General features: G+C 71.7%; 18 protein-coding genes and 1 pseudogene. 7 read left to right on the top strand and 12 right to left on the bottom strand.

The window, feature by feature from the left end; translation table 11 throughout:
- Positions 1-156 precede the first annotated feature (156 nt).
- The 6 genes from efeU to ACFVYA_RS34905 all read left to right on the top strand — a co-directional run bounded on the left by efeU (position 157) and on the right by ACFVYA_RS34905 (position 5614).
- The gene (gene efeU, locus ACFVYA_RS34930) at positions 157-1002 is read left to right on the top strand and encodes an iron uptake transporter permease EfeU (protein ID WP_387051115.1); all 846 of its coding nucleotides are present in this window, start codon (positions 157-159) and stop codon (positions 1000-1002) included.
- The gene (gene efeO / locus ACFVYA_RS34925) at positions 999-2144 is read left to right on the top strand and encodes an iron uptake system protein EfeO (RefSeq protein ID WP_387051113.1); all 1146 of its coding nucleotides are present in this window, start codon (positions 999-1001) and stop codon (positions 2142-2144) included. The genes efeU and efeO overlap by 4 nt, the downstream gene beginning before the upstream one ends.
- Positions 2141-3415: an iron uptake transporter deferrochelatase/peroxidase subunit gene (efeB, locus tag ACFVYA_RS34920; protein WP_387051112.1), complete on the top strand. Its 1275-nt coding sequence runs from the start codon at positions 2141-2143 to the stop codon at positions 3413-3415. The genes efeO and efeB overlap by 4 nt, the downstream gene beginning before the upstream one ends.
- A 62-nt stretch (positions 3416-3477) precedes the next feature.
- Positions 3478-4047, top strand: coding sequence for a TetR/AcrR family transcriptional regulator (locus tag ACFVYA_RS34915; RefSeq protein ID WP_285986282.1), 570 nt, complete (start codon positions 3478-3480; stop codon positions 4045-4047).
- Positions 4044-5186 (top strand): GDSL-type esterase/lipase family protein, encoded by a 1143-nt coding sequence (locus tag ACFVYA_RS34910; RefSeq protein ID WP_387051127.1) that lies wholly within the window; start codon positions 4044-4046, stop codon positions 5184-5186. The genes ACFVYA_RS34915 and ACFVYA_RS34910 overlap by 4 nt, the downstream gene beginning before the upstream one ends.
- Positions 5187-5203: 17 nt before the next feature.
- Positions 5204-5614, top strand: coding sequence for a PPOX class F420-dependent oxidoreductase (locus ACFVYA_RS34905; protein WP_285986283.1), 411 nt, complete (start codon positions 5204-5206; stop codon positions 5612-5614).
- Between the two features lie 3 nt (positions 5615-5617).
- Here ACFVYA_RS34905 and ACFVYA_RS34900 read toward each other — a convergent pair whose 3' ends face one another.
- The 8 genes from ACFVYA_RS34900 to ACFVYA_RS34865 all read right to left on the bottom strand — a co-directional run bounded on the left by ACFVYA_RS34900 (position 5618) and on the right by ACFVYA_RS34865 (position 12268).
- Positions 5618-6157 carry a S1 RNA-binding domain-containing protein gene (locus tag ACFVYA_RS34900; protein ID WP_387051109.1) on the bottom strand — a complete coding sequence of 180 codons (540 nt, stop codon included), beginning with the start codon at positions 6155-6157 and terminating at the stop codon, positions 5618-5620.
- 17 nt (positions 6158-6174) lie between these two features.
- Positions 6175-6738, bottom strand: a complete 564-nt coding sequence (locus ACFVYA_RS34895; protein WP_387051107.1) for a hypothetical protein — start codon at positions 6736-6738, stop codon at positions 6175-6177.
- Positions 6735-8084: a hypothetical protein gene (locus ACFVYA_RS34890; RefSeq protein ID WP_387051105.1), complete on the bottom strand. Its 1350-nt coding sequence runs from the start codon at positions 8082-8084 to the stop codon at positions 6735-6737. The genes ACFVYA_RS34895 and ACFVYA_RS34890 overlap by 4 nt, the downstream gene beginning before the upstream one ends.
- Entirely contained in the window at positions 8081-8884 is an 804-nt protein-coding gene (locus ACFVYA_RS34885; protein WP_285986287.1) for an ABC transporter ATP-binding protein, read from the bottom strand. The genes ACFVYA_RS34890 and ACFVYA_RS34885 overlap by 4 nt, the downstream gene beginning before the upstream one ends.
- Before the next feature lie 19 nt (positions 8885-8903).
- Positions 8904-9692: a zf-HC2 domain-containing protein gene (locus ACFVYA_RS34880; RefSeq protein ID WP_387051104.1), complete on the bottom strand. Its 789-nt coding sequence runs from the start codon at positions 9690-9692 to the stop codon at positions 8904-8906.
- Positions 9689-10246, bottom strand: a complete 558-nt coding sequence (locus ACFVYA_RS34875; protein ID WP_285986289.1) for an RNA polymerase sigma factor — start codon at positions 10244-10246, stop codon at positions 9689-9691. Before ACFVYA_RS34875 ends, ACFVYA_RS34880 begins: the two co-directional genes overlap by 4 nt.
- Positions 10247-10313: 67 nt before the next feature.
- Positions 10314-11246 carry a MazG family protein gene (locus ACFVYA_RS34870; protein WP_387051103.1) on the bottom strand — a complete coding sequence of 311 codons (933 nt, stop codon included), beginning with the start codon at positions 11244-11246 and terminating at the stop codon, positions 10314-10316.
- On the bottom strand, positions 11243-12268 hold the full coding sequence (locus ACFVYA_RS34865; RefSeq protein WP_387051101.1) for a hypothetical protein: 1026 nt from the start codon (positions 12266-12268) through the stop codon (positions 11243-11245). The genes ACFVYA_RS34870 and ACFVYA_RS34865 overlap by 4 nt, the downstream gene beginning before the upstream one ends.
- An 85-nt stretch (positions 12269-12353) precedes the next feature.
- On the opposite strand from ACFVYA_RS34865, the gene ACFVYA_RS34860 reads away from it, so the two are divergent.
- Positions 12354-12761 (top strand): hypothetical protein, encoded by a 408-nt coding sequence (locus ACFVYA_RS34860; RefSeq protein WP_387051099.1) that lies wholly within the window; start codon positions 12354-12356, stop codon positions 12759-12761.
- Here ACFVYA_RS34860 and ACFVYA_RS34855 read toward each other — a convergent pair.
- The 4 genes and pseudogenes from ACFVYA_RS34855 to ACFVYA_RS34840 form a co-directional block, all read right to left on the bottom strand.
- On the bottom strand, positions 12758-12811 hold the full coding sequence (locus tag ACFVYA_RS34855) for a hypothetical protein (protein ID WP_387051125.1): 54 nt from the start codon (positions 12809-12811) through the stop codon (positions 12758-12760). The two genes, ACFVYA_RS34860 and ACFVYA_RS34855, sit on opposite strands and share 4 nt — an antisense overlap.
- 50 nt (positions 12812-12861) lie before the next feature.
- Positions 12862-13680 (bottom strand): annotated as a pseudogene (locus ACFVYA_RS34850) (Scr1 family TA system antitoxin-like transcriptional regulator); the annotation flags it as partial.
- A gap of 85 nt (positions 13681-13765) precedes the next feature.
- Entirely contained in the window at positions 13766-17320 is a 3555-nt protein-coding gene (gene mfd, locus ACFVYA_RS34845; RefSeq protein WP_387051124.1) for a transcription-repair coupling factor, read from the bottom strand.
- A gap of 52 nt (positions 17321-17372) precedes the next feature.
- Positions 17373-18296, bottom strand: a complete 924-nt coding sequence (locus ACFVYA_RS34840; RefSeq protein WP_387051098.1) for an LLM class flavin-dependent oxidoreductase — start codon at positions 18294-18296, stop codon at positions 17373-17375.
- Positions 18297-18336: the final 40 nt, after the last annotated feature.

Here is an 18336-nt window from a genome sequence, read left to right as displayed (position 1 = left end):
CGCGCAGGGCCCTGACCTGCGGTTACCCTAACCTAACTTCGGGCAGATGCCCTATTTGTCCGGTTGCATCGTTTCGAGCCGGCCGACGCGCACTGGACTTACAGGTGAGCCTTACCTAAAACCATCTCGGAAGCAGAAACTCAGGGAGGCGGACCGGTGTTGTTCTCGAGCGCGCTGATCGGGCTGCGCGAAGGCCTGGAAGCCGCGCTGGTCGTCAGCATCCTGGTGGCCTTCCTCGTCAAGACCGAGCGGCGCCACGCGCTGCGCTGGGTGTGGCCGGGCGTCGGCGCCGCGGTGCTGCTGTCGATCGCCGTCGGCGCGGTCCTCACCTACACGACCGCGCAGCTGTCCTTCGAGCACCAGGAGCTGCTCGGCGGCAGCCTGTCGATCGTCGCCGTCGTGTTCGTCACCGCGATGATCTTCTGGATGCGCAAGGCGTCGAAGAGCATCGCCGCCGAACTGCGCGGGAAGATGGACGACGCGCTGGACGTCGGCCCCGCGGCCGTGCTGCTGCTGTCGTTCCTCGCCGTCGGGCGCGAGGGGCTGGAAACCGCGGTGTTCTTCTACTCCGCCGTCCAGACCGCGCAATCGAACACCGTGCGGCCGCTGATCGGTTTCGCTGTCGGCATCGCGGCCGCGGTCGTGCTCGCCTGGTTGCTCTACAAGGGGGCTGTCCGGTTCAACCTGGGCAAGTTCTTCACGATCACCGGCGTCCTGCTGGTGTTCGTCGCCGCGGGCGTGCTCGGCTACGGCCTCCACGACCTGCAGGAGGCCGCCTTCCTCCCGGGCATCGGCACCCTGGCCTTCGACGCGTCGGACGCGCTGCCCGAGACGTCCTGGTACGGCGCGCTGCTGAAGGGCATCTTCAACTACTCGCAGCAGACGACCGTGCTGCAGGCCGTCGCCTGGATCGCCTACGTCGCGATCGTGCTGCCCCTCTTCCTCAAGCCCAGCAAGAAGACCGCGCCGGCACCCGCCGCCGCGGCCGCCTCGAAGGAGTGACCGTGCGCAAGACCCCCGCGCTGGCCGTACTGGCCGGCGCCGCCGTCCTGGTGACGCTGGCCGCGTGCGACAGCAAGAGCGACACCGGCAGTGCCGCGGCCGGCGGTGGCCCGATCAAGGTCTCGGCGTCCGACACCGCGTGCGAGGTCTCCGCGACCACGGCCGGCGCGGGCAACGTGACCTTCGAGATCACCAACAAGGGCACCAAGGTCACCGAGTTCTACCTCTACGCCGAGGGCGACCGGATCATGGGCGAGGTCGAGAACATCGCGCCCGGGCTGAACCGGCGGCTGATCGTCGAGGTCGCCGACGCCGGCAAGTACCAGACCGCGTGCAAGCCCGGCATGGCCGGCAACGGCATCCGCGGCGACTTCACCGTCACCGGCGGCGTCGCGAAGCAGAACGACACGAACGCGCAGAAGGCCCAGGCCACCAAGAGCTACGCCGACTACATCGCGAACAACACCTCCGCGCTGCAGGACGAGACGGCGAAGTTCGCCGACCTGGTGAAGGCGGGCAAGGTCGACGAGGCGAAGGCCGCGTACGCGCGCACCCGCGTCTACTATGAGCGGATCGAGCCGGTGGCCGAGAAGTTCGGCGACCTCGACCCGGCCATCGACGTCCGCGAGGCCGACCTCGAGCCGAACCAGCAGTTCACCGGCTTCCACCGGCTGGAGAAGGACCTGTTCAAGGCGGGTCTGCAGCCCGACAGCGGCCAGATCGCCGACAAGCTGGTGACCGACGTCAAGGACCTGGTCGCCAAGACGAAGACCCTCGAGCTGTCCGCCTTGGACCTCGCGAACGGCGCGAAGGGCCTGCTCGACGAGGTCGCGACCGGCAAGATCACCGGCGAGGAAGAGGCCTTCTCGCACACCGACCTCTGGGACTTCCAGGCCAATGTGGACGGTTCGAAGGGCGCGATCACCTCGCTGCGGCCGGTCCTGCAGGCCAAGGACCCGGCACTGGTGTCCACTCTGGACAAGGAGTTCGCGAACGTCCAGGCGCTGCTCGACAAGCAGCGCGCCGGTGACGGCTTCAAGCTGTACACCGACCTTTCCCAGGACCAGGTCAAGGAGTTCGCCTCGGCCGTCGACGCGCTGAGCGAACCGCTGAGCAAGGTTGCGGAGGTCGTCTCCAAGTGACGTCGGCAGAGGGCACGCAGACAGAGGGCACGCGCGTCTCGCGGCGGAAGCTGTTCGGCCTGGCGGGCGCGGGTGTCGCGCTCGCCGGGGCGGGGGCCGCCGCCGGCATCGGGATCGACAAGGCGACCAGCGGCAACGCCGAGGCGTCGACGAACACCGTCGACTTCCACGGCGAGCACCAGGCCGGGATCGTCACGCCGGCGCAGGCCAACCTGCACTTCGCGGCTTTGGATGTCACAGCCACCGACCGCGAGAAGCTGCGGGCCCTGCTCAAGACGTGGACCGACGCGGCCCGCCGGATGACGGCGGGCCAGGAGGTCGTCGCGAACGGCGCGGTCGGCAACGGCGCGTACGCCCCGCCCGGCGACACCGGCGAGGCGCTCGACCTGCCGCCGTCGAACCTGACGCTGACCATCGGGTTCGGGCCGTCGCTGTTCGACGGCCGGTTCGGCCTGGCGGCCAAGCGGCCGCCGCAGCTGATCGACCTGCCGCTGTTCCCGAAGGACAAGCTCGACCCGGCCCGCAGCGGCGGCGACCTGTGCATCCAGGCCTGCGCGGACGACCCGCAGGTGGCGGTGCACGCGGTCCGCAACCTGGTGCGGCTCGGCTTCGGCGTCACCGAGGTCCGCTGGTCGCAGCTCGGCTTCGGCCGCAGCTCGTCGACGTCACGGGCGCAGCAGACCCCGCGGAACCTGTTCGGCTTCAAGGACGGCACGAACAACATCAAGTCCGAGGAACCCGACGTGCTGGGCGACCAGGTGTGGGCCTCCGCGGCCGACGGCCAGGCGTGGATGGCCGGCGGCTCGTACCTGGTGGCGCGCCGGATCCGGATGCACATCGAGACGTGGGACCGCGAGACCCTCGACGGCCAGGAGAAGATCATCGGCCGCACGAAGGGCACCGGCGCCCCGCTGGGGCAGACCGCGGAGTTCGACGAGCTGGACCTCGACGTCGGCGGCGCGGGCGGCGAGAAGGTGATCCCGGAGGACGCGCACGTCCGGCTCGCCTCGCACCAGGCGCTCAACGGGGTCCGGATCCTGCGGCGCGGCTACAACTTCGTCGACGGTTCCGACGGCGTCGGGCACCTCGAAGCCGGGTTGTTCTTCCTGGCGTTCAACCGCGACACCCGGAAGCAGTACGTGCCGATGCAGCAGGCGTTGTCGTCGAAGGACGCGATGATGGAGTACGTCCAGCACACCGGCTCCGCGCACTTCGCGGTGCCGCCGGGGGTGACCCGCGAGTCGAGCTGGGCGGACGCGCTGTTCTCCTGAACCCGGTTGCCTAAAGCCTTTAGGTTGATCTACCATGGCTTTAGGCAACCGGGAGAGGGCTGATGGTTCGGGCAGGATTGACCACGGAACGCGTGGTGCGCGCCGGCGCGGAGCTGGCCGACGAGGCGGGCTTCGACGCGGTGACACCGTCGGAGCTGGCCCGGCGGTTCGGCGTCCAGGTCGCCAGCCTGTATTCGCACGTCAAGAACGCGCACGAGCTGCGGACGAAGATCGCGTTGCTGGCGCTGGACGAGCTCGCCGACCGGGCCGCCGCCGCGCTCGCGGGCCGGGCCGGACGAGACGCGCTCGTCGCCTTCGCCGACGTCTACCGCGACTACGCCCGCGAACACCCCGGCCGGTACGCCGCCGCGCAGCTGCGGCTCGACGCGGAGACCGCCGCCGCGAGCGCCGGGCCCCGGCACGCCGAGATGATGCGCGCGATCCTCCGCGGCTACGACCTGACCGGCCCGGACGAGACGCACGCGGTGCGGCTGCTGGGCAGCGTCTTCCTCGGGTTCGTCAGCCTGGAAACCCAGGGCGGGTTCGACCACAGCTCGCCGCCCGCGCCCGAGAGCTGGGTCCGCATCCTCGACGTCCTCGATTCCCTCCTGCGCGATTGGCCACGGTCTTGATCGACATCCCCCTGACCGCGGACCTCGTCCGCGGCGCACTCGAACTCGAACGCACCGGGCGCGGCCTGGTGCCGCACCGGCTCCCGGCTCGCGCGCGGGCGCAGAACAGCGACCCCCGGCTCGCCATGGCCGAGGCGCAGCCCGCGGGCGTCCGGCTGCGGTTCCGGACCCGGGCCGACGTCGTCGAGCTGGAGACGCTGCCGACCAAGCAGGTGTACGCCGGCACCCCGCCGCGGCCGGACGGCGTGTACGACCTGCTCGTCGACGGCGAGCTCACCGCCCAGGCGAGCGTGGCCGGCGGCAGCACCCTGAACGTCGACATGGCGACCGGGGCGTCCTCGCTCACCACGGGTTCTCCCGGTGTCGTCCGGTTCGCGGGGCTGGGCGGGCAGCCCAAGGACGTCGAACTCTGGCTGCCGCACAACGAGCTCACCGAACTGATCGCCCTGCGCACCGACGCGCCGGTCGAGCCCGTGCCCGCGGGCCGGGTGTGGCTGCACCACGGCAGCTCGATCAGCCACGGGTCCAACGCGGCGAGCCCCGCGACGACGTGGCCCGCGCTCGCCGCCACCGCGGCCGGTGTCGAGCTGGTCAACCTCGGCTTCAGCGGCAACGCGCTGCTCGACCCGTTCACCGCGCGGGCGCTGCGCGACACGCCCGCCGACCTGATCAGCGTCAAGCTGGGGATCAACGTGGTCAACGCGGACCTGATGCGCCTGCGCGCGTTCGGGCCCGCCGTGCACGGCTTCCTCGACACGATCCGCGACGGCCACCCGGACACCCCGCTCGTGGTCGTCTCGCCGCTGTACTGCCCGATCCACGAGCGGACACCCGGGCCGGGCGACTTCGACCACGCGGCACTGGCCGCCGGTGAAGTCCGGTTCCGCGCGACCGGCGACCCGGCCGAGCGGGCGGCGGGCAAGCTGACGCTGGAGGTCATCCGGGCCGAGCTGGCCCGGATCGTGGCGCAGCGGCAGATCGAGGACCCTCACTTGAGCTACCTCGACGGCCTTTCGCTGTACGGCCCGGAGGACTTCGCGGAGCTCCCGCTGCCGGACGACCTCCACCCGTCCCCGGCGGCCCACCGCCGGATCGGCGCGAGGTTCGCTTCGCTGGTCCTTGACTTCAAGGGAGCTTGAAGTTCGAGGCTGGAAGCATGTTCACCGAAGCAGAACTCGCCTACCTCGCCGCCCAGCCGCTGGGGCGGCTGGCGACCCAGCAGCCGGACGGAACCCTCCAGGCCAACCCGGTCGGCTTCCGCTACAACCCGGACGAAAAGACCATCGACGTCACCGGGCACAACCTGCGCACCAGCAAGAAGTTCCGCAACATCGCGACGCACGACCGCGTGGCGTTCGTCGTCGACGACCTCCCGTCGACGAACCCGTGGCGGGTGCGGTGCCTGGAGATCCGCGGCCGCGCGGAGGCCCTGGTGGGCGTGAACCTGCCGGACAACCACTTCGACGACGCGGTGATCCGGATCCACCCGGAACGCATCCTCGCCTTCGGCGTCGAAGACTGGGACCGGGAGCCCCATGAGCTGGAGACGAACATCCGCAACGTCTGAACGTCACCCGGGACCGGGCCGGCAGCGCCAGGCGAGGGTGAGCCGGCGCCGCTCCCGGTCGATCCCGGTCACGACGACCGTTGTTCCGGCACCGGCCCGCCTTTCCCCGGCGGGCTCCCGGACCAGCCCTTCGACTCCGTCGGCGACCTCGACGAAGGCACCGATCGACGTCAGCAGGGTGACCCGGCCGCGCAGCTCCTGCCCCACCGCGGTGTGCTCGGCGAACGCCTGGAACGGATCCGGCTGCAATGCCCGCAAGGACAGCCTGGCTTCCAGATTCGTGGTGTCGAACACGAGAAGTTCCCCCGAGACACACTGGCCGACCCGCACGACTTCGGTGGCGGCCGCGAACCGGCGCCACGACAGCTCGGGGTAGGAGACGAACCCGACGCCGGGGAAGACCGGGTGATCGGGGCCGTCGTCCAACGCCACGAACACACCGAACGGTTCGATCGCCGCGACGGTGCCGGACAGGACCTCGCCGGGGTGCCGTGCTTCGAGGAACTCCCAGAGCTCGGGGTGCTCGGCTCGGCCGCCCATCATGGTCCCAGGCTCTCACGTCAGCGGCGGCCGCCCCAGCCGGTGTACGCGAACGCCCCGGCGATCGCCAGGATCACCGCCGTCCAGGTGGCCGCCGGTGTTTCCGCGGGTTGCCGGAGCCACGCCGTGACCTGGTCGGTCGTAGACGTGCCGCTGGGGACGAACAGGCTGACCGCGGCCCAGGCCAGCGGGAGCGTCCAGCCGAACTGGCCGCCCGCGGTCGTGGCCGCCAGGCCGGCCAACCCCGCCAGCCCGGCCGCGTCGCGGACGATGATCGACGCGGCGACCGCCGACGAGCCCAGCTCCTGCACCCCCAGCACCACCGCCCCGGCCACGATCGCGATCAGCGCCAGGTGGGCGAACCGCCGGACCGGCCACGGCAGCGCCGCGGTCCGGTCGAGGTCGGGGTCCTGGCCGCTGAGCCCGGTCGCCGCCACCGCGACCGCCGTGGTCAGCGCCAGCGCGACGAGGATCGCGTTCCAGGAGTCCCGGCCCAGGAACCAGACTCCGGAGGTCGCCACCAGCAGGGCCCCGAACGCCGCCGGCAGCTGCCGCGAGCGGGCGTACAGCGCCGCCCACCTCATCGGAGCGCTCCCGGCACCAGCGTGTCCATCGGATCGCCCTGACACGTCAGCAACGCTTGGCGCAGCGCGACGATGCGCGCGAACCGGACGTCCGCGGGCAGGGCCCGAAATTGCTGCCACGCCTGCTCGATCGGGCCGGACTGCCTCTTGAACCAGTTCCGGAAGAGCTCGGGCAGCGGTTTCAGCTCCCCGGTGAAGTACGCCGCTGCGATCATCCGGGCGCCCGTGTCCGACAGGCTGGGCTCACTCGGCCGCTCGCAGGACGGCACGCCGACCCCGGAGAGCACCGCCACCCGCAGCTCGCTCGCGTCCGCCGTGAGGAGTGCGTCGTTGCGCTGGAAGTCGAGCAGGACGACGCCGGGGTCGCGCTGGGTGCGTTCGAGCGGGAAGACGGGCGCAACCTGTTCCTCGACCCGCGTCGGCGCTCCGGGCAGCTTCGCGAGCATCGCGAGCGCTTCACGCCCGGGGCCGGCCAACGCGGCCAGCCGATCCCGGTGCAGTTCCGCCACGCAGACCGGCCCGTCACAGACCTTCCGGGCGGCGACGCTGTCGGTGGTGAGGGCCTCCGCCGGGAACAGCGGCAGCGCGATGGCGGCCCCGGCGACGAGCGGCAGCAGGCTCAGCAGCCGCGCCCGCACCGACCGCACCGACAGCAGCAGGAACCCGGTGACGGCGAGGCCGAGGAACCACGCGGCCTGCCCGGCGTCCAGCGACACGGTGGTCGTCACCATCGACCCGCGCGGCTGGGCCAGCGCCGGTCCCAGCGGGCCGGCCCGGCGTGGCAGGACGGCATCCAGGCCCTGTTCGAGCGACATCCAGCAGAGGACCGTCGCGACGAAAGCGAGCACGGCGATCCCGGGTGCGGTCAGCGGGTGCGGCAGCAGCCGCCCGGCGGCCAGCCCCAGCCAGCCACCGGCGACCACGCCGAGCACCCCGACGCCCAGGACGGGGACGAAGGCGGCCGAGACGAACCCGTCGTGGGCGAGGACTTCGGCGACGCCCACCCCGAACACGACCAGGTAGGCCAGCGCGGTCAGCGCGCCGAGGGCACCGGCCAGCCGGATCGCCCGTTGCCACGCCGGCCGCGGTGTGGTGGCCAGCAGTTCGGTCATGCCGGAGCGGCTGTCGCGCATGCCCTGGATGGCCCCGGCGCCGACCACGACGGCCCAGAGGGTCTGCAGCAGGTACCGCACCCAGAGCGCGGTCGTGGTGGTGTTCGCGGACCAGGATGCGGGGTCCTTCCACCACGGCCCCGAGAGCAGGAAGAAGAACGCGAGCGCGAGGACGACGAGCGCGAGACCGGCCCAGGGCGCGATCGAGCGCCGGAGTTCGATGCGGAAGATCACCACGCCCCCCGGCCCGGCTCGTGGTTCAGCAGCGCCGAATAGCCGCGCTCGATCGGGCTGTCGCCCCCGTGCTCGAGGGTGCCCGCGGCGGCCAGCTCGTCCGGCGTTCCCTGGAACACCAGTTTTCCCTCGGCGAACAGCACCACGTCCGTGCACGCCGTGGCCACGTCCTCGACCAGGTGCGTCGAGATCAGCACGCACGAGTCGCGGCCCAGTTCCTGGACCAGCTCGCGGAAGCGGACCCGCTGCGCCGGGTCGAGGCCGGCCGTCGGCTCGTCGAGGAGCAGGATCTCCGGGTCGTTGACGATCGCCTGGGCGATGCCGACCCGGCGCACCATTCCGCCCGAGAGCGTCTTCATCCGGTCGTCCGCGCGGTCGGCCAGGCCCACGCGCTCCACCGCCCGCTGGACCGCCCCCGGGATGTCCTCTTTGGACATCTCCTTCAGCCACGCCAGGTATTCGACGAACTCGCGGACCGTGAACCGCTTGTAGTAGCCGAAGTTCTGCGGCAGGTACCCGATCCGGCGGCGCAGCTCACGCTGGCCCGAGCTCCCGCCGGCCGGGGTGCCGAGCAGTGACAGGCTGCCCGACGCCGGCCGGAGCACCGTCGCCAGTGCGCGGATCAGCGTCGTCTTGCCGGCACCGTTCGGGCCGAGCAGCCCGTGCACCCCCTTGCCGAGGGACAGGTCCAGTCCGTCCACGGCCATCTTCCGCCGCCCCACCCGCACCTTCAGCTCCCGCGCCTGGATTTCCCAGGCGTACGTCGCCGGTGCGACCTCGGCGGCCCCCACTGCCCGCATGCTTTTCCTCCCTGAAGACCTAATGACGTGCGCCGAGCCGGGTGAACGCCGGCCCGCGCAGCGCGACGACCACCGTGGTCAGCGCGAAGACCCCCGCCCACACCGGCAGCGCGCCGGTGCCGAGCGAAAACGCTTGCCCCCGCTGGACGAACGCCGGCAGGACGACGATCGCCCCCCACACCCCGACCAGCGTGTACGCCGCCCGGCTGACGCCGATCAGGCCGCCGAGCGCGAGCGTGCCGGTGGTGCAGGCCAGGCTCGGCAGCAGCCAGAGCGCCGGCTGGGTGCCGGTCAGCCACCCGGCGACCCCCAGCACCGGCAGGACGACGGCGAGCACCGCCACCGTCCGCCGGGCGATCAGGTACAGCCCCGCCCGCGGGGTCGCGGTGACGACCTCGTAGGCCGGGTCGAGTCCCCGCGCCCACGACACGGCGACCCCCAGCACCGGCAGCACGGGGGCGAAGAGCTGCACCGCCGGCACGTCGAGCACCGCACCCCACACGCTGTCGAGCAGGAGCGCGACCAGCGTGACGGCCACGATCATCGCCAGCCACGGCGCCATCGCCGGCGTGACCCAGGTGTCGAGCCAGCGGCTCCGGCGCCGCGGCGGGACGACCGGCCGCCGGACCTCGGCCGAAAGCCGGTCCCAGACCAGGTCCACGACCGGCTGGACCGGTGCGGCCTCCGCGAGCCGCGCCCGGCATTCGCGACACGCCTCGAAGTGGGCTTCGAGACCCCACAGCTGGTCACCCGGGAGGTCGTCGCCCGTCGCGTACGCGACGATGAGCCGCTCCGGCGCATGGTTCATGACAGTGCCTCCCGCAACGCGATCCGGGCCCGGCGCGCCCGGGTCTTGACGGTGCCCTCCGGCAGCCCCAGCAGGACGGCGGTCTCCCGGACGGTCAGCCCGTCGAGCACCATCGCCTGCAGCACCGCCCGCAGCTCCGGTGCGAGGTCACGCAGCGCGGCACCGACCTCGTCGCCGATCGTCGCCGCCAGCGCCTCGTCCTCGGCCGCCACCACCGGCGCGACGTCGAGGGCCACCGCCGGCGGCGGCTGCGCGTGGTGCGCCCGGCGCCGGAACGCGTCGACCAGCCGGCGCGCGGCGATCGTCCAGAGCCAGCCGACCGCGCTCCCGCCGGTCGCGGCGCCCGCGAACGACGCCGCGGCCCGCCAGACGGCCAGGAACGTCTCCTGCATGACCTCCGCGACGATCTGCTCGTCCGCGCAGCGGCGGCGCAGGCGCACGGCGAGCCAGGGCGCCGTGCGGCGGTAGAGCTCCTCGAACGCCACGCGGTCGCCCTGGGCGGTGCGCCGGACGAGGTGGTCCTCGTCGGCGTCCTCCAGTGGCGTGTGCTTCACACCAGGCAAGACGCCGGGTGCTCGGAAACGGTTCTCACTCGAGTGTGCGCTGCGTCACATCGAGCGGTCACACTGGGCGCGCCGGCCAGAACTTCCGCCAGCCGTCGGCCTCCAGGGTCGTCGGCTCCAGCCCGGCGTCGCGGGCGGCCTGCTCGGCGGCCCGGATGTCCTTCGCGAACTGCTTCGCCACCGCCCGCAGCTCGCCCTCGGCGTCGACGCCCGCCCGGCGCGCGGTGGCCGCGATCCGGAACAGCTGGGCGGCCGCCGCGGTCCCTTCGGGGAAGAGGTCGAGCGGGATGCCCGCGCGCCCGGAGCGCTGCCCCAGCTTGCCCGCCAGCGCGACGGCGGGCTGGCCGAGCGCCACGCCGTCCACAATGGACCGACGCTGCTTCTCGCGCTGCTTCAGCTCTTCCCACTTGACGTTCTGGTGCTCGACGGTGTGCACCTGGTCGGCGCCGGCGAAGACGTGCGGGTGCCGGCCGACCAGCTTCGCGACGAGCGCCGCGGCTACGTCGTCGATGCCGAACGGGTCCTCCGCGTCCTCGGCCGCGACCCGCGCGTGGAAGAGCACCTGCAGCAGGACGTCACCGAGCTCTTCGCGCAGCGCCTCGCGGTCGCCCTCCTCGATGGCGTCGAGCAGCTCGTAGGTCTCCTCGACCAGGTACTGCCGCAGCGAATCGTGCGTCTGCACCGCGTCCCACGGGCAGCCGCCCGGCGAGCGGAGCCGGTCCATCACCTCGGCGGCCTCGACCAGCGGCGGCACCGGCGTCTCGATGACGTCCGCGCCGGTCGCGATCAGCAGTGCGGCCGCGGGCTCGTCCCGGGACCCGGCGAGCAGCACGACGTCGACCAGGGAAGGCGCCTCGGTGACGGCCGGGACGCCGAACGCGGCCGGATCGACGTCCGTGGCGGCGTAGACGGCATCCGCGTCACGCAGGATCTTGAGCGCCGCACCGGGCAGCGTCGTCCCGCGGACGACTACGACGACACCCGTGCTCACTGCTGCGCGGTCGCGGCACCGCGAATGGGCAGCACGACGCCCTGGGTGGCGCCGGAGTTCGGCACGAGGTTCATGCCCACAAGATCCCACACGCCGTAACGCGGGTTGACGCGCAGGCCGCTCTGGCCGAGGTACGGCTGCAGCAGCCGGGTGCCGATCGCGGTCAGCTGCGCGTCCGTCGGCTTCTGCGCTTCCTGGTCGGCCGGCACGGCCTTGTCGGTGCCGCGGGCGCGGATGACGAAGACGAACCAGTCCGCGCTCTGCGGCTTCTGCGCCTGGAAGACGACGACACTGTTCTTTTCGGAGCCGAAGAGCGCGGTCTGCGCGAGGCCGGGGTACTGCGCGGCGCCGAAGAGCTCGGCGGTCTGGCCGGCGGAGTACCCGCCCGGGCCGGGCGCCCCGGTCTGCTGGGCCTGCTGCCCTTCCTGCTGCGCCTGCTGGACGACCCCCGCGACCTTGGCGGGGTTGTCGGCGAACTCCTTCGCAAGGTCGAAGGCGCGGGTGCGGGCGGCCTGGTCGTTGTCACCGGTCGCGCTGATGCCGACGTAGTCCGCGCCGACCGACAGCTTCGGCAGCACCTTCCGGGCGAGCTCCTGCTCGAGGAGGACGTCGCTCGCGACCTCGTTCCGGTCGCGCAGCTTCGAGACGATCTGGGTGGCGGCGACCTGGTCGCCCTGCCCGGTGTCGGTGACCGGGGCGGCGGTCACCTGCGCGGCCAGCCCGGCGACCTTCGCCTGGTCGGCGACGAGGTTCTCCTGCTTGGTCGCGCGCAGGGTCAGCTCGTGCAGCACGGTCTGCCGGACGATCTCGCGGCCCAGCAGGTCGAGCTTGTGCTCACTGGCGAGCTTCTGCGCGTACGGGTGTTCGCGGACGGCCTGGTCGATCATCGACTGGACCCGGTCGAGGGACACCGACCGGTCGCCGACGATCACGGCACTGCCGACCTGGCTGGGGCCCGAGCCGCACCCGGCGAGCAGAAGTGCACCGGCAACGACCGCGACCAGCGCGCGAGGGCGCCCCATGATCCGCATCACAGGCCATACCCTCTCACACCATCGCCCCCGAAACGCAACACCCATGAGGTCGTGGCGGCGGTAATGTCGACTTATGGACCATTGGCTGACCATCGAAGTGTTCGACGGGGAGCATTCGGCTTCGCTGTGGCGCCTGGCTCAAGGGGACGCGCTCACCGAAGCGGCGCTGACGAACGGCGCTGAGCAGTGGGTTTGGCACGAGCACCGCTGGGGAGTGGTACTGGAGATCGAGTTTTTGACGGAGGAGAGGCGAGACGCGTTCAGGTCGCTGCCGGCGGTGACGGCGGCCCTGGACGCGGTCCCGGACCCGGCGCGCGGGCTGCTGGTGTACCCGGGCAGGGGCGGGGGCGCGGGATCGCGGATGCCGCGGAACCCCCGGCCGTTGCCGATGGCGGGGGCCGGGGCGGTTCCGGTGCCCGTGGAGTCGGTGCGGATGGGGTTGGCGGAGGCTCTGCCGCCGATGTTCAGCGACGTTGGTTAGCGGAGCCGGGTGAGCAGCTCGCGCCAGGTTGAGGTGGAGGCGGTGAGGATGCCGCCTTCACGGTCTTTGGTGTCCCGGATTCCGCCAGCTCGGCGATAAAAGCCGCCGATTGTTCCTCGTCGAGTGCCACCTCACCCAGTCGGGCCACCACTTGGCGATAGACAGCGATCTCGTCCGGCGCTTCGAGGAAGAGTGACGAAATCTCGCTTTCGAGGTAGACCACGGGCTCGAATTCAGTCGACTCGATGAGCTTGAAATGACCCGAGATGGCCGGGTGGCCGCCGAGTCGCACGGGCACCACGCGGATCGAGACGTTGGCCTGGGCCGAGACCCGGAGCAGATGGGCCATCTGGTCCCGCATGACCGAGCGATCCTCGCGGCCGACCGGCAGGCGCAAGGCGAACTCGTGGATGAAAAACCGAAATTCGATCCTCGGGCGACGAGTGAGCACCAACTGCCGGGCCATGCGCGCGAACACTCGCTCATCGATGCCGTCCGGCGATGGCGCGTTGCCGGTTTCGATCATGAGGCTTCGCGCGTACTCTGCGGTCTGCAACAGTCCCGGCAGGATCAAATCCTGGAACGCCGCGATCTCGGCAGCGCGTTCCTCGTGCCAGGCCAGGGTCCGCACCTGCCAGCTGCCGGCATAACTTTCCAGCAGCCCCGGCTTGCGGATTTCGTCAGCCAGCGCCATCAGCTCGCGGTATTCGGCACCGCGGAAGCCCAGGGTCGTCAGGAACCGCGCCAGGTGCACCGGCTCAGGACGGTGGAGCCCCCGGGTCACCGACGACACCCACTGGGCGCTCATGTCCAGCTTCCGCGACATCTCGCGGACGCCCCAGTTCCGTTCGGCCATGCGCCGGAGGAGCCGTTCCCCGAGTTGCCTGCCCCGGATGTTCGGCCCTCGCTTTTCCTGCATGGACCGAACCTAAAGCCGCGCCCGCCAAGAACCCGGGCGCCACAACGGAAAGTCCCCCGATGTGGCGCCGGGTGTCCACCCGCCTTTACACCGCCGCCGGTTTCCTCGTCAGCTGGAGCAGCAGCTTCGTGCACCACTCCAGCAGCTCTTCGTCCCGCAGCGTCGGTGCGCCGATTCGGCCGCCGGCCGGCCCCTCCGTCGGCTTCGGGACCGACACCGTGTTCGTCACCGCCTTGAACGTCGCCTTCGGGTACAGCCGCTTCAAGCGCACCATCTGCGAGTCCAGCAATGGCAATGGCGCGAACCGGATCGTGTTGCCCTGGACCGCCACCTCCGTCACGCCCGCCTCGCGGCACGTGTGCCGGAAGCGAGCCACCGACAGCAGCCGGTTGACCGGGGCCGGCGGCTGGCCGTACCGGTCGATGAGCTCTTCGCGGACCGCGTCGAGGCCCTCGGTGTCCGGGGCCGCCGCGATCTTGCGGTACGCCTCCAGGCGCAGCCGCTCGCCCGGCACGTAGTCGTGCGGGATGTGGGCGTCGATCGGGAGGTCGACGCGGACGTCGGCCATCTCCTCTTCCTCCGTCGGCTCCGCGCCCGCGTGCCGCCTGAACGCGTCGACCGCTTCGCCGACCAACCGCACGTACAGATCGAAGCCGACGCCGGCGATGTGCCCCGACTGCTCCGCCCCGAGGATGTTGCCCGCGCCGCGGATTTCCAGGTCCTTCATCGCGACCGCCATGCCCGCGCCCAGCTCGGTGTTCTGGGCGATCGTCGCCAGGCGGTCGTGCGCGGTCTCCGTCAGCGGGGCCTCCGGTGGGTACAGGAAGTACGCGTACCCGCGCTCGCGCCCGCGGCCGACCCGGCCGCGCAGCTGGTGCAGCTGGGCCAGCCCCAGCAGGTCGCCGCGCTCGACCAGCAGCGTGTTGGCGTTCGAGATGTCGAGACCCGTCTCGACGATCGTCGTGCACACCAGGACGTCGTACTCGTTCTCCCAGAAGCCCTGGATGATCTTCTCGAGCTTGTCCTCGTTCATCTGCCCGTGCGCGGTGACGACCCGCGCCTCCGGCACCAGCTCCCGGATGTGCCGCGCGGCCTTCTCGATCGAGGAGACGCGGTTGTGGACGTAGAAGACCTGGCCGTCACGCAGCAGTTCGCGCCGGATGGCCGCGCCGACCTGTTTGTCGTCATACGCGCCGACGTACGTCAGGATCGGGTGCCGGTCCTCGGGCGGGGTGAGGATCGTGGACATCTCGCGGATGCCGGCCAGCGACATCTCCAGGGTGCGCGGGATCGGTGTCGCCGACATGGTGAGCACGTCGACGTGCGTGCGCAGCGCCTTGATGTGCTCCTTGTGCTCGACGCCGAAGCGCTGCTCCTCGTCGACGATGATCAGGCCCAGGTCCTTCCAGCGGACGCCGGTCTGCAGCAGGCGGTGCGTGCCGATGACGATGTCGACCTCGCCGCTGGCCAGCTGTTCCAGAGTCGAGTCGGTCTCGCTCTTGGCGGAGAACCGGGACAGGCCGCGGATCTTCACCGGGAACGAGCGCATGCGCTCGGTGAAGGTGTTCAGGTGCTGCTGGGCGAGCAGCGTCGTCGGCACCAGCACCGCGACCTGCTTGCCGTCCTGCACCGCCTTGAACGCGGCGCGGACGGCGATCTCCGTCTTGCCGTAGCCGACGTCGCCGCAGATGACGCGGTCCATCGGGACGCCGCGTTCCATGTCGGCCTTGACCTCGTCGATCGCGGCGAGCTGGTCGTTGGTCTCCGTGAACGGGAAAGCGTCCTCCAGCTCGCCCTGCCACGGCGTGTCCGGGCCGAACGCGTGCCCGGGCGCGGCCTGGCGCGCGGCGTAGAGCTGGACGAGCTCGGCGGCGATCTCCTTGACCGCCTTCTTGGCCCTGGCCTTGGTGTTCTTCCAGTCGGAGCCGCCGAGCTTGTTCAGCGTCGGCAGCTCGCCGCCGACGTACTTGGAGACCTCGTCGAGCTGGTCGGTCGGCACGAACAGCCGGTCGCCCGGGTGCCCGCGCTTGGACGAGCCGTACTCCAGCAGCAGGTACTCGCGGGTGGCGCCGGCGACCGTCCGCTGGACCATCTCGACGAACCGGCCGATGCCGTGCTGCTCGTGCACGACGTAGTCGCCGGCCTTCAACGCCAGCGGGTCGACGGCGTTGCGCCGCCGCGACGGCATCTTGGTGGCGAGGTCCTTTGTGGACGTTCCGGCGCCCGAGCCGCGGCCGGTCAGGTCCGACTCGGTGAGCACGACGAGGGCGCGTTCCGGCGAGATGAAACCGTCGGTCAGGCCGCCGCAGGTGACCGTGACGACGCCCGGCGCCGGTGCGCTCCGCAGGCCGTCGCCCGCCAGGGAGGCCGGGACGTCGGCGGCCGAGAACTGCTCGACCGCGCGCGCCGCGGTGCCCTGCCCGGCGACGACGAGCACCGCCGTGCCGCCCGATGCGATGTGCGCGCGCAGGTCCGCCGTCGCGCGTTCGAGCTCGCCGCGGTACGCGGGCGCGGCCTCGACCGAGACGCGGTAGATGTCGGGGTCTTCGCTGGTCAGCTGGGTGATGGTCCACCAGGCGCGCTTGGTGTCCTGCGCGTGGGACGCGATCTCGTCGAGCCCGCGGTAGGCCGACGCGCCGAGATCGATCGGGGCCTGGCCACCCGCCGCGGCCGTCGTCCAGGACGCTTCGAGGAACTCCTGGCCGGTGCGGACGAGGTCGGCGGCGCGGGCGCGGATCTTCTCCGGGTCGGTGAGCAGGACGTGGGTGCCCACCGGCATCGCGTCGGTGAGCAGCTCCAGCTCGCCTTCGCAGAGGACCGGGATGAGCGCCTCCATGCCCTCGACGGGGATGCCGTCGGCGAGCTTGGTGAGCATCTCGGCCAGGTGCGCGTCGGCCTCGAACGTCTTCGCCAGCTCCGCGGCCTTCTCCCTGACCGGCGGGGTGAGCAGCAGCTCCCGGCACGGCGGCGCGGTGACCCGAGGGATCTCGCCGGGCAGCGACCGCTGGTCGGAGACGGCGAACGCGCGGATCTCGCTGACCTCGTCGCCCCAGAACTCCACCCGGACGGGGTGCTGCGCGGTGGGCCCGAACAGGTCGAGGATGCCGCCGCGGACGGCGAACTCGCCGCGCTTCTCGACCATGTCGACGCGGGTGTAGGCCAGCTCGACCAGCCGTTCGAGGAGGCCCTCGAAACTCTGTTCTTCGCCGACGACGAGGTCGACCGGGGCGAGGGACCCGAGCCCGGGCGCCATGGGCTGGATGAGGCTGCGGACGGTGGCGACGACGACGCGCAGGTCGTCGTCCCCCGTCTTCAGCCGGTGCAGCACCTCGAGGCGGCGGCCGACGGTGTCCGCGCGCGGGGAGAGACGCTCGTGCGGAAGGGTCTCCCAGCTCGGGAAGTCGGCCACTTTGCCGCGGCCGAGCAGCGCGCCGAGGGACGCGGTCAGTTCGTCGGCCTCGCGGCCGGTGGCGGTGACGGCGAGCACGGGCTTGCCGGCGCCGGCATCGGCCGCGAGCGCGGCGGCGACGAGCTGCCGGGCGGCGATCGGGCCCTGCAGCTCGAGCAGCGGCGCGCCGGCGCGCTCGACCACGCCGCGCAGGGCCGGGTCGGGAAGGATGGCGGTGAGGAGTCCGGACAATGGAGCGTCGGTCACGGTCCCAGCCTACGTGCCACCCCCGACAGGTTTCCGGTCACGGCTGCTCGCGCAGCAGGTTCACCACCTCCGCGACGCGGGGCAGCTGCTCGTCGAACACCTTCGGGTCCGTGCTCGCGATGCGCAGCAGGAAGTGCTCCACCCCTTCGTACTTCCGCAGCTGCCGCGCCACTTCCGCGGCGCTGCCGCACACCTGCATCTGGATCCCCTGCACGAACGCCGCCGGCCGCCCGTAGTTGCGCTCGCAGTACTCCTCCAGCAACGCCTGCCCGCGATCGGCGTCGTCCTCGACCAGGACCGTCGCGAACAGCGCCGGGGTCACCGGACGGGTGGCCGTGGCCCGGATCCCGGCCAGGCCGGCGCCGTAGTCCGCGGGATCCGGCGGGTACGGCAGCCAGCCGTCGTACAGCCGGCCGACGCGCTCCAGCGCGCCCGGCGTGTACGCCGCCAGCCACACCGGCGGCCCGCCCGGGCGAGCCGGGGCCGGGAACACCGGGAGCGAGTCGTGGTGCAGTACCGAGCCGTGGAAGGAGGAAGCACCGCTCCACACCGCGCGCCAGAGGGCCACGATGTCGTCCAGCCGGGCCCGGCGGCGCTCCCACGGCACGCCGGCGAACGCGAACTCCGGTTCGCTGCGCCCGGCGAACCCGGCGCCGACGGCCACCGTGAGCCGTCCTTCGCTGAGCAAATCGATGCTGAGCAGCTGGTTCGCCGTCAAAATCGGGTTACGCAGGGCCGGGAGCAGGGCGGACGTCCCCAGGGTCACCCGCGACGTCCGGGCGGCGAAGGCGGCCAGGACGGCGAGAGCGTCCAGGGGTGCCCGCGCGAGGGTGTCGCCGACCCAGACCGAGTCGAGGCCGAGCTCCTCCGCGGCGACGGCGGTGGCGACCAGCTCGGGCGCGGTCCGCCCGGCGTCGAGGATGGGCTGGTAGGTCGGGATGACCAGGCCGTAGTTCGTCATGCGGTGAGCCTGGCCGGGGCGGGGAATGCCCTCAATTCCC

The organism is Amycolatopsis sp. NPDC058278 (assembly GCF_042881395.1).
In the GTDB taxonomy this organism is placed as follows: domain Bacteria; phylum Actinomycetota; class Actinomycetes; order Mycobacteriales; family Pseudonocardiaceae; genus Amycolatopsis.
The sequence above is the reverse complement of the archived record's forward strand: the minus strand, read 5'-3'. Positions and strand labels throughout refer to the sequence as shown.

Excerpts from the sequence above, each read along its gene's own strand:
- ACFVYA_RS34865 (WP_387051101.1), bottom strand. The coding sequence starts at position 12,268 with ATGGGGCGCCCTCGCGCGCTGGTCGCGGTCGTTGCCGGTGCACTTCTG.
- ACFVYA_RS34880 (WP_387051104.1), bottom strand. The coding sequence starts at position 9,692 with ATGAACCATGCGCCGGAGCGGCTCATCGTCGCGTACGCGACGGGCGAC.
- ACFVYA_RS34860 (WP_387051099.1), top strand. The coding sequence starts at position 12,354 with ATGGACCATTGGCTGACCATCGAAGTGTTCGACGGGGAGCATTCGGCT.
- ACFVYA_RS34915 (WP_285986282.1), top strand. The coding sequence starts at position 3,478 with ATGGTTCGGGCAGGATTGACCACGGAACGCGTGGTGCGCGCCGGCGCG.
- ACFVYA_RS34840 (WP_387051098.1), bottom strand. The coding sequence starts at position 18,296 with ATGACGAACTACGGCCTGGTCATCCCGACCTACCAGCCCATCCTCGAC.
- ACFVYA_RS34885 (WP_285986287.1), bottom strand. The coding sequence starts at position 8,884 with ATGCGGGCAGTGGGGGCCGCCGAGGTCGCACCGGCGACGTACGCCTGG.
- ACFVYA_RS34905 (WP_285986283.1), top strand. The coding sequence starts at position 5,204 with ATGTTCACCGAAGCAGAACTCGCCTACCTCGCCGCCCAGCCGCTGGGG.
- ACFVYA_RS34895 (WP_387051107.1), bottom strand. The coding sequence starts at position 6,738 with ATGAGGTGGGCGGCGCTGTACGCCCGCTCGCGGCAGCTGCCGGCGGCG.
- ACFVYA_RS34900 (WP_387051109.1), bottom strand. The coding sequence starts at position 6,157 with ATGATGGGCGGCCGAGCCGAGCACCCCGAGCTCTGGGAGTTCCTCGAA.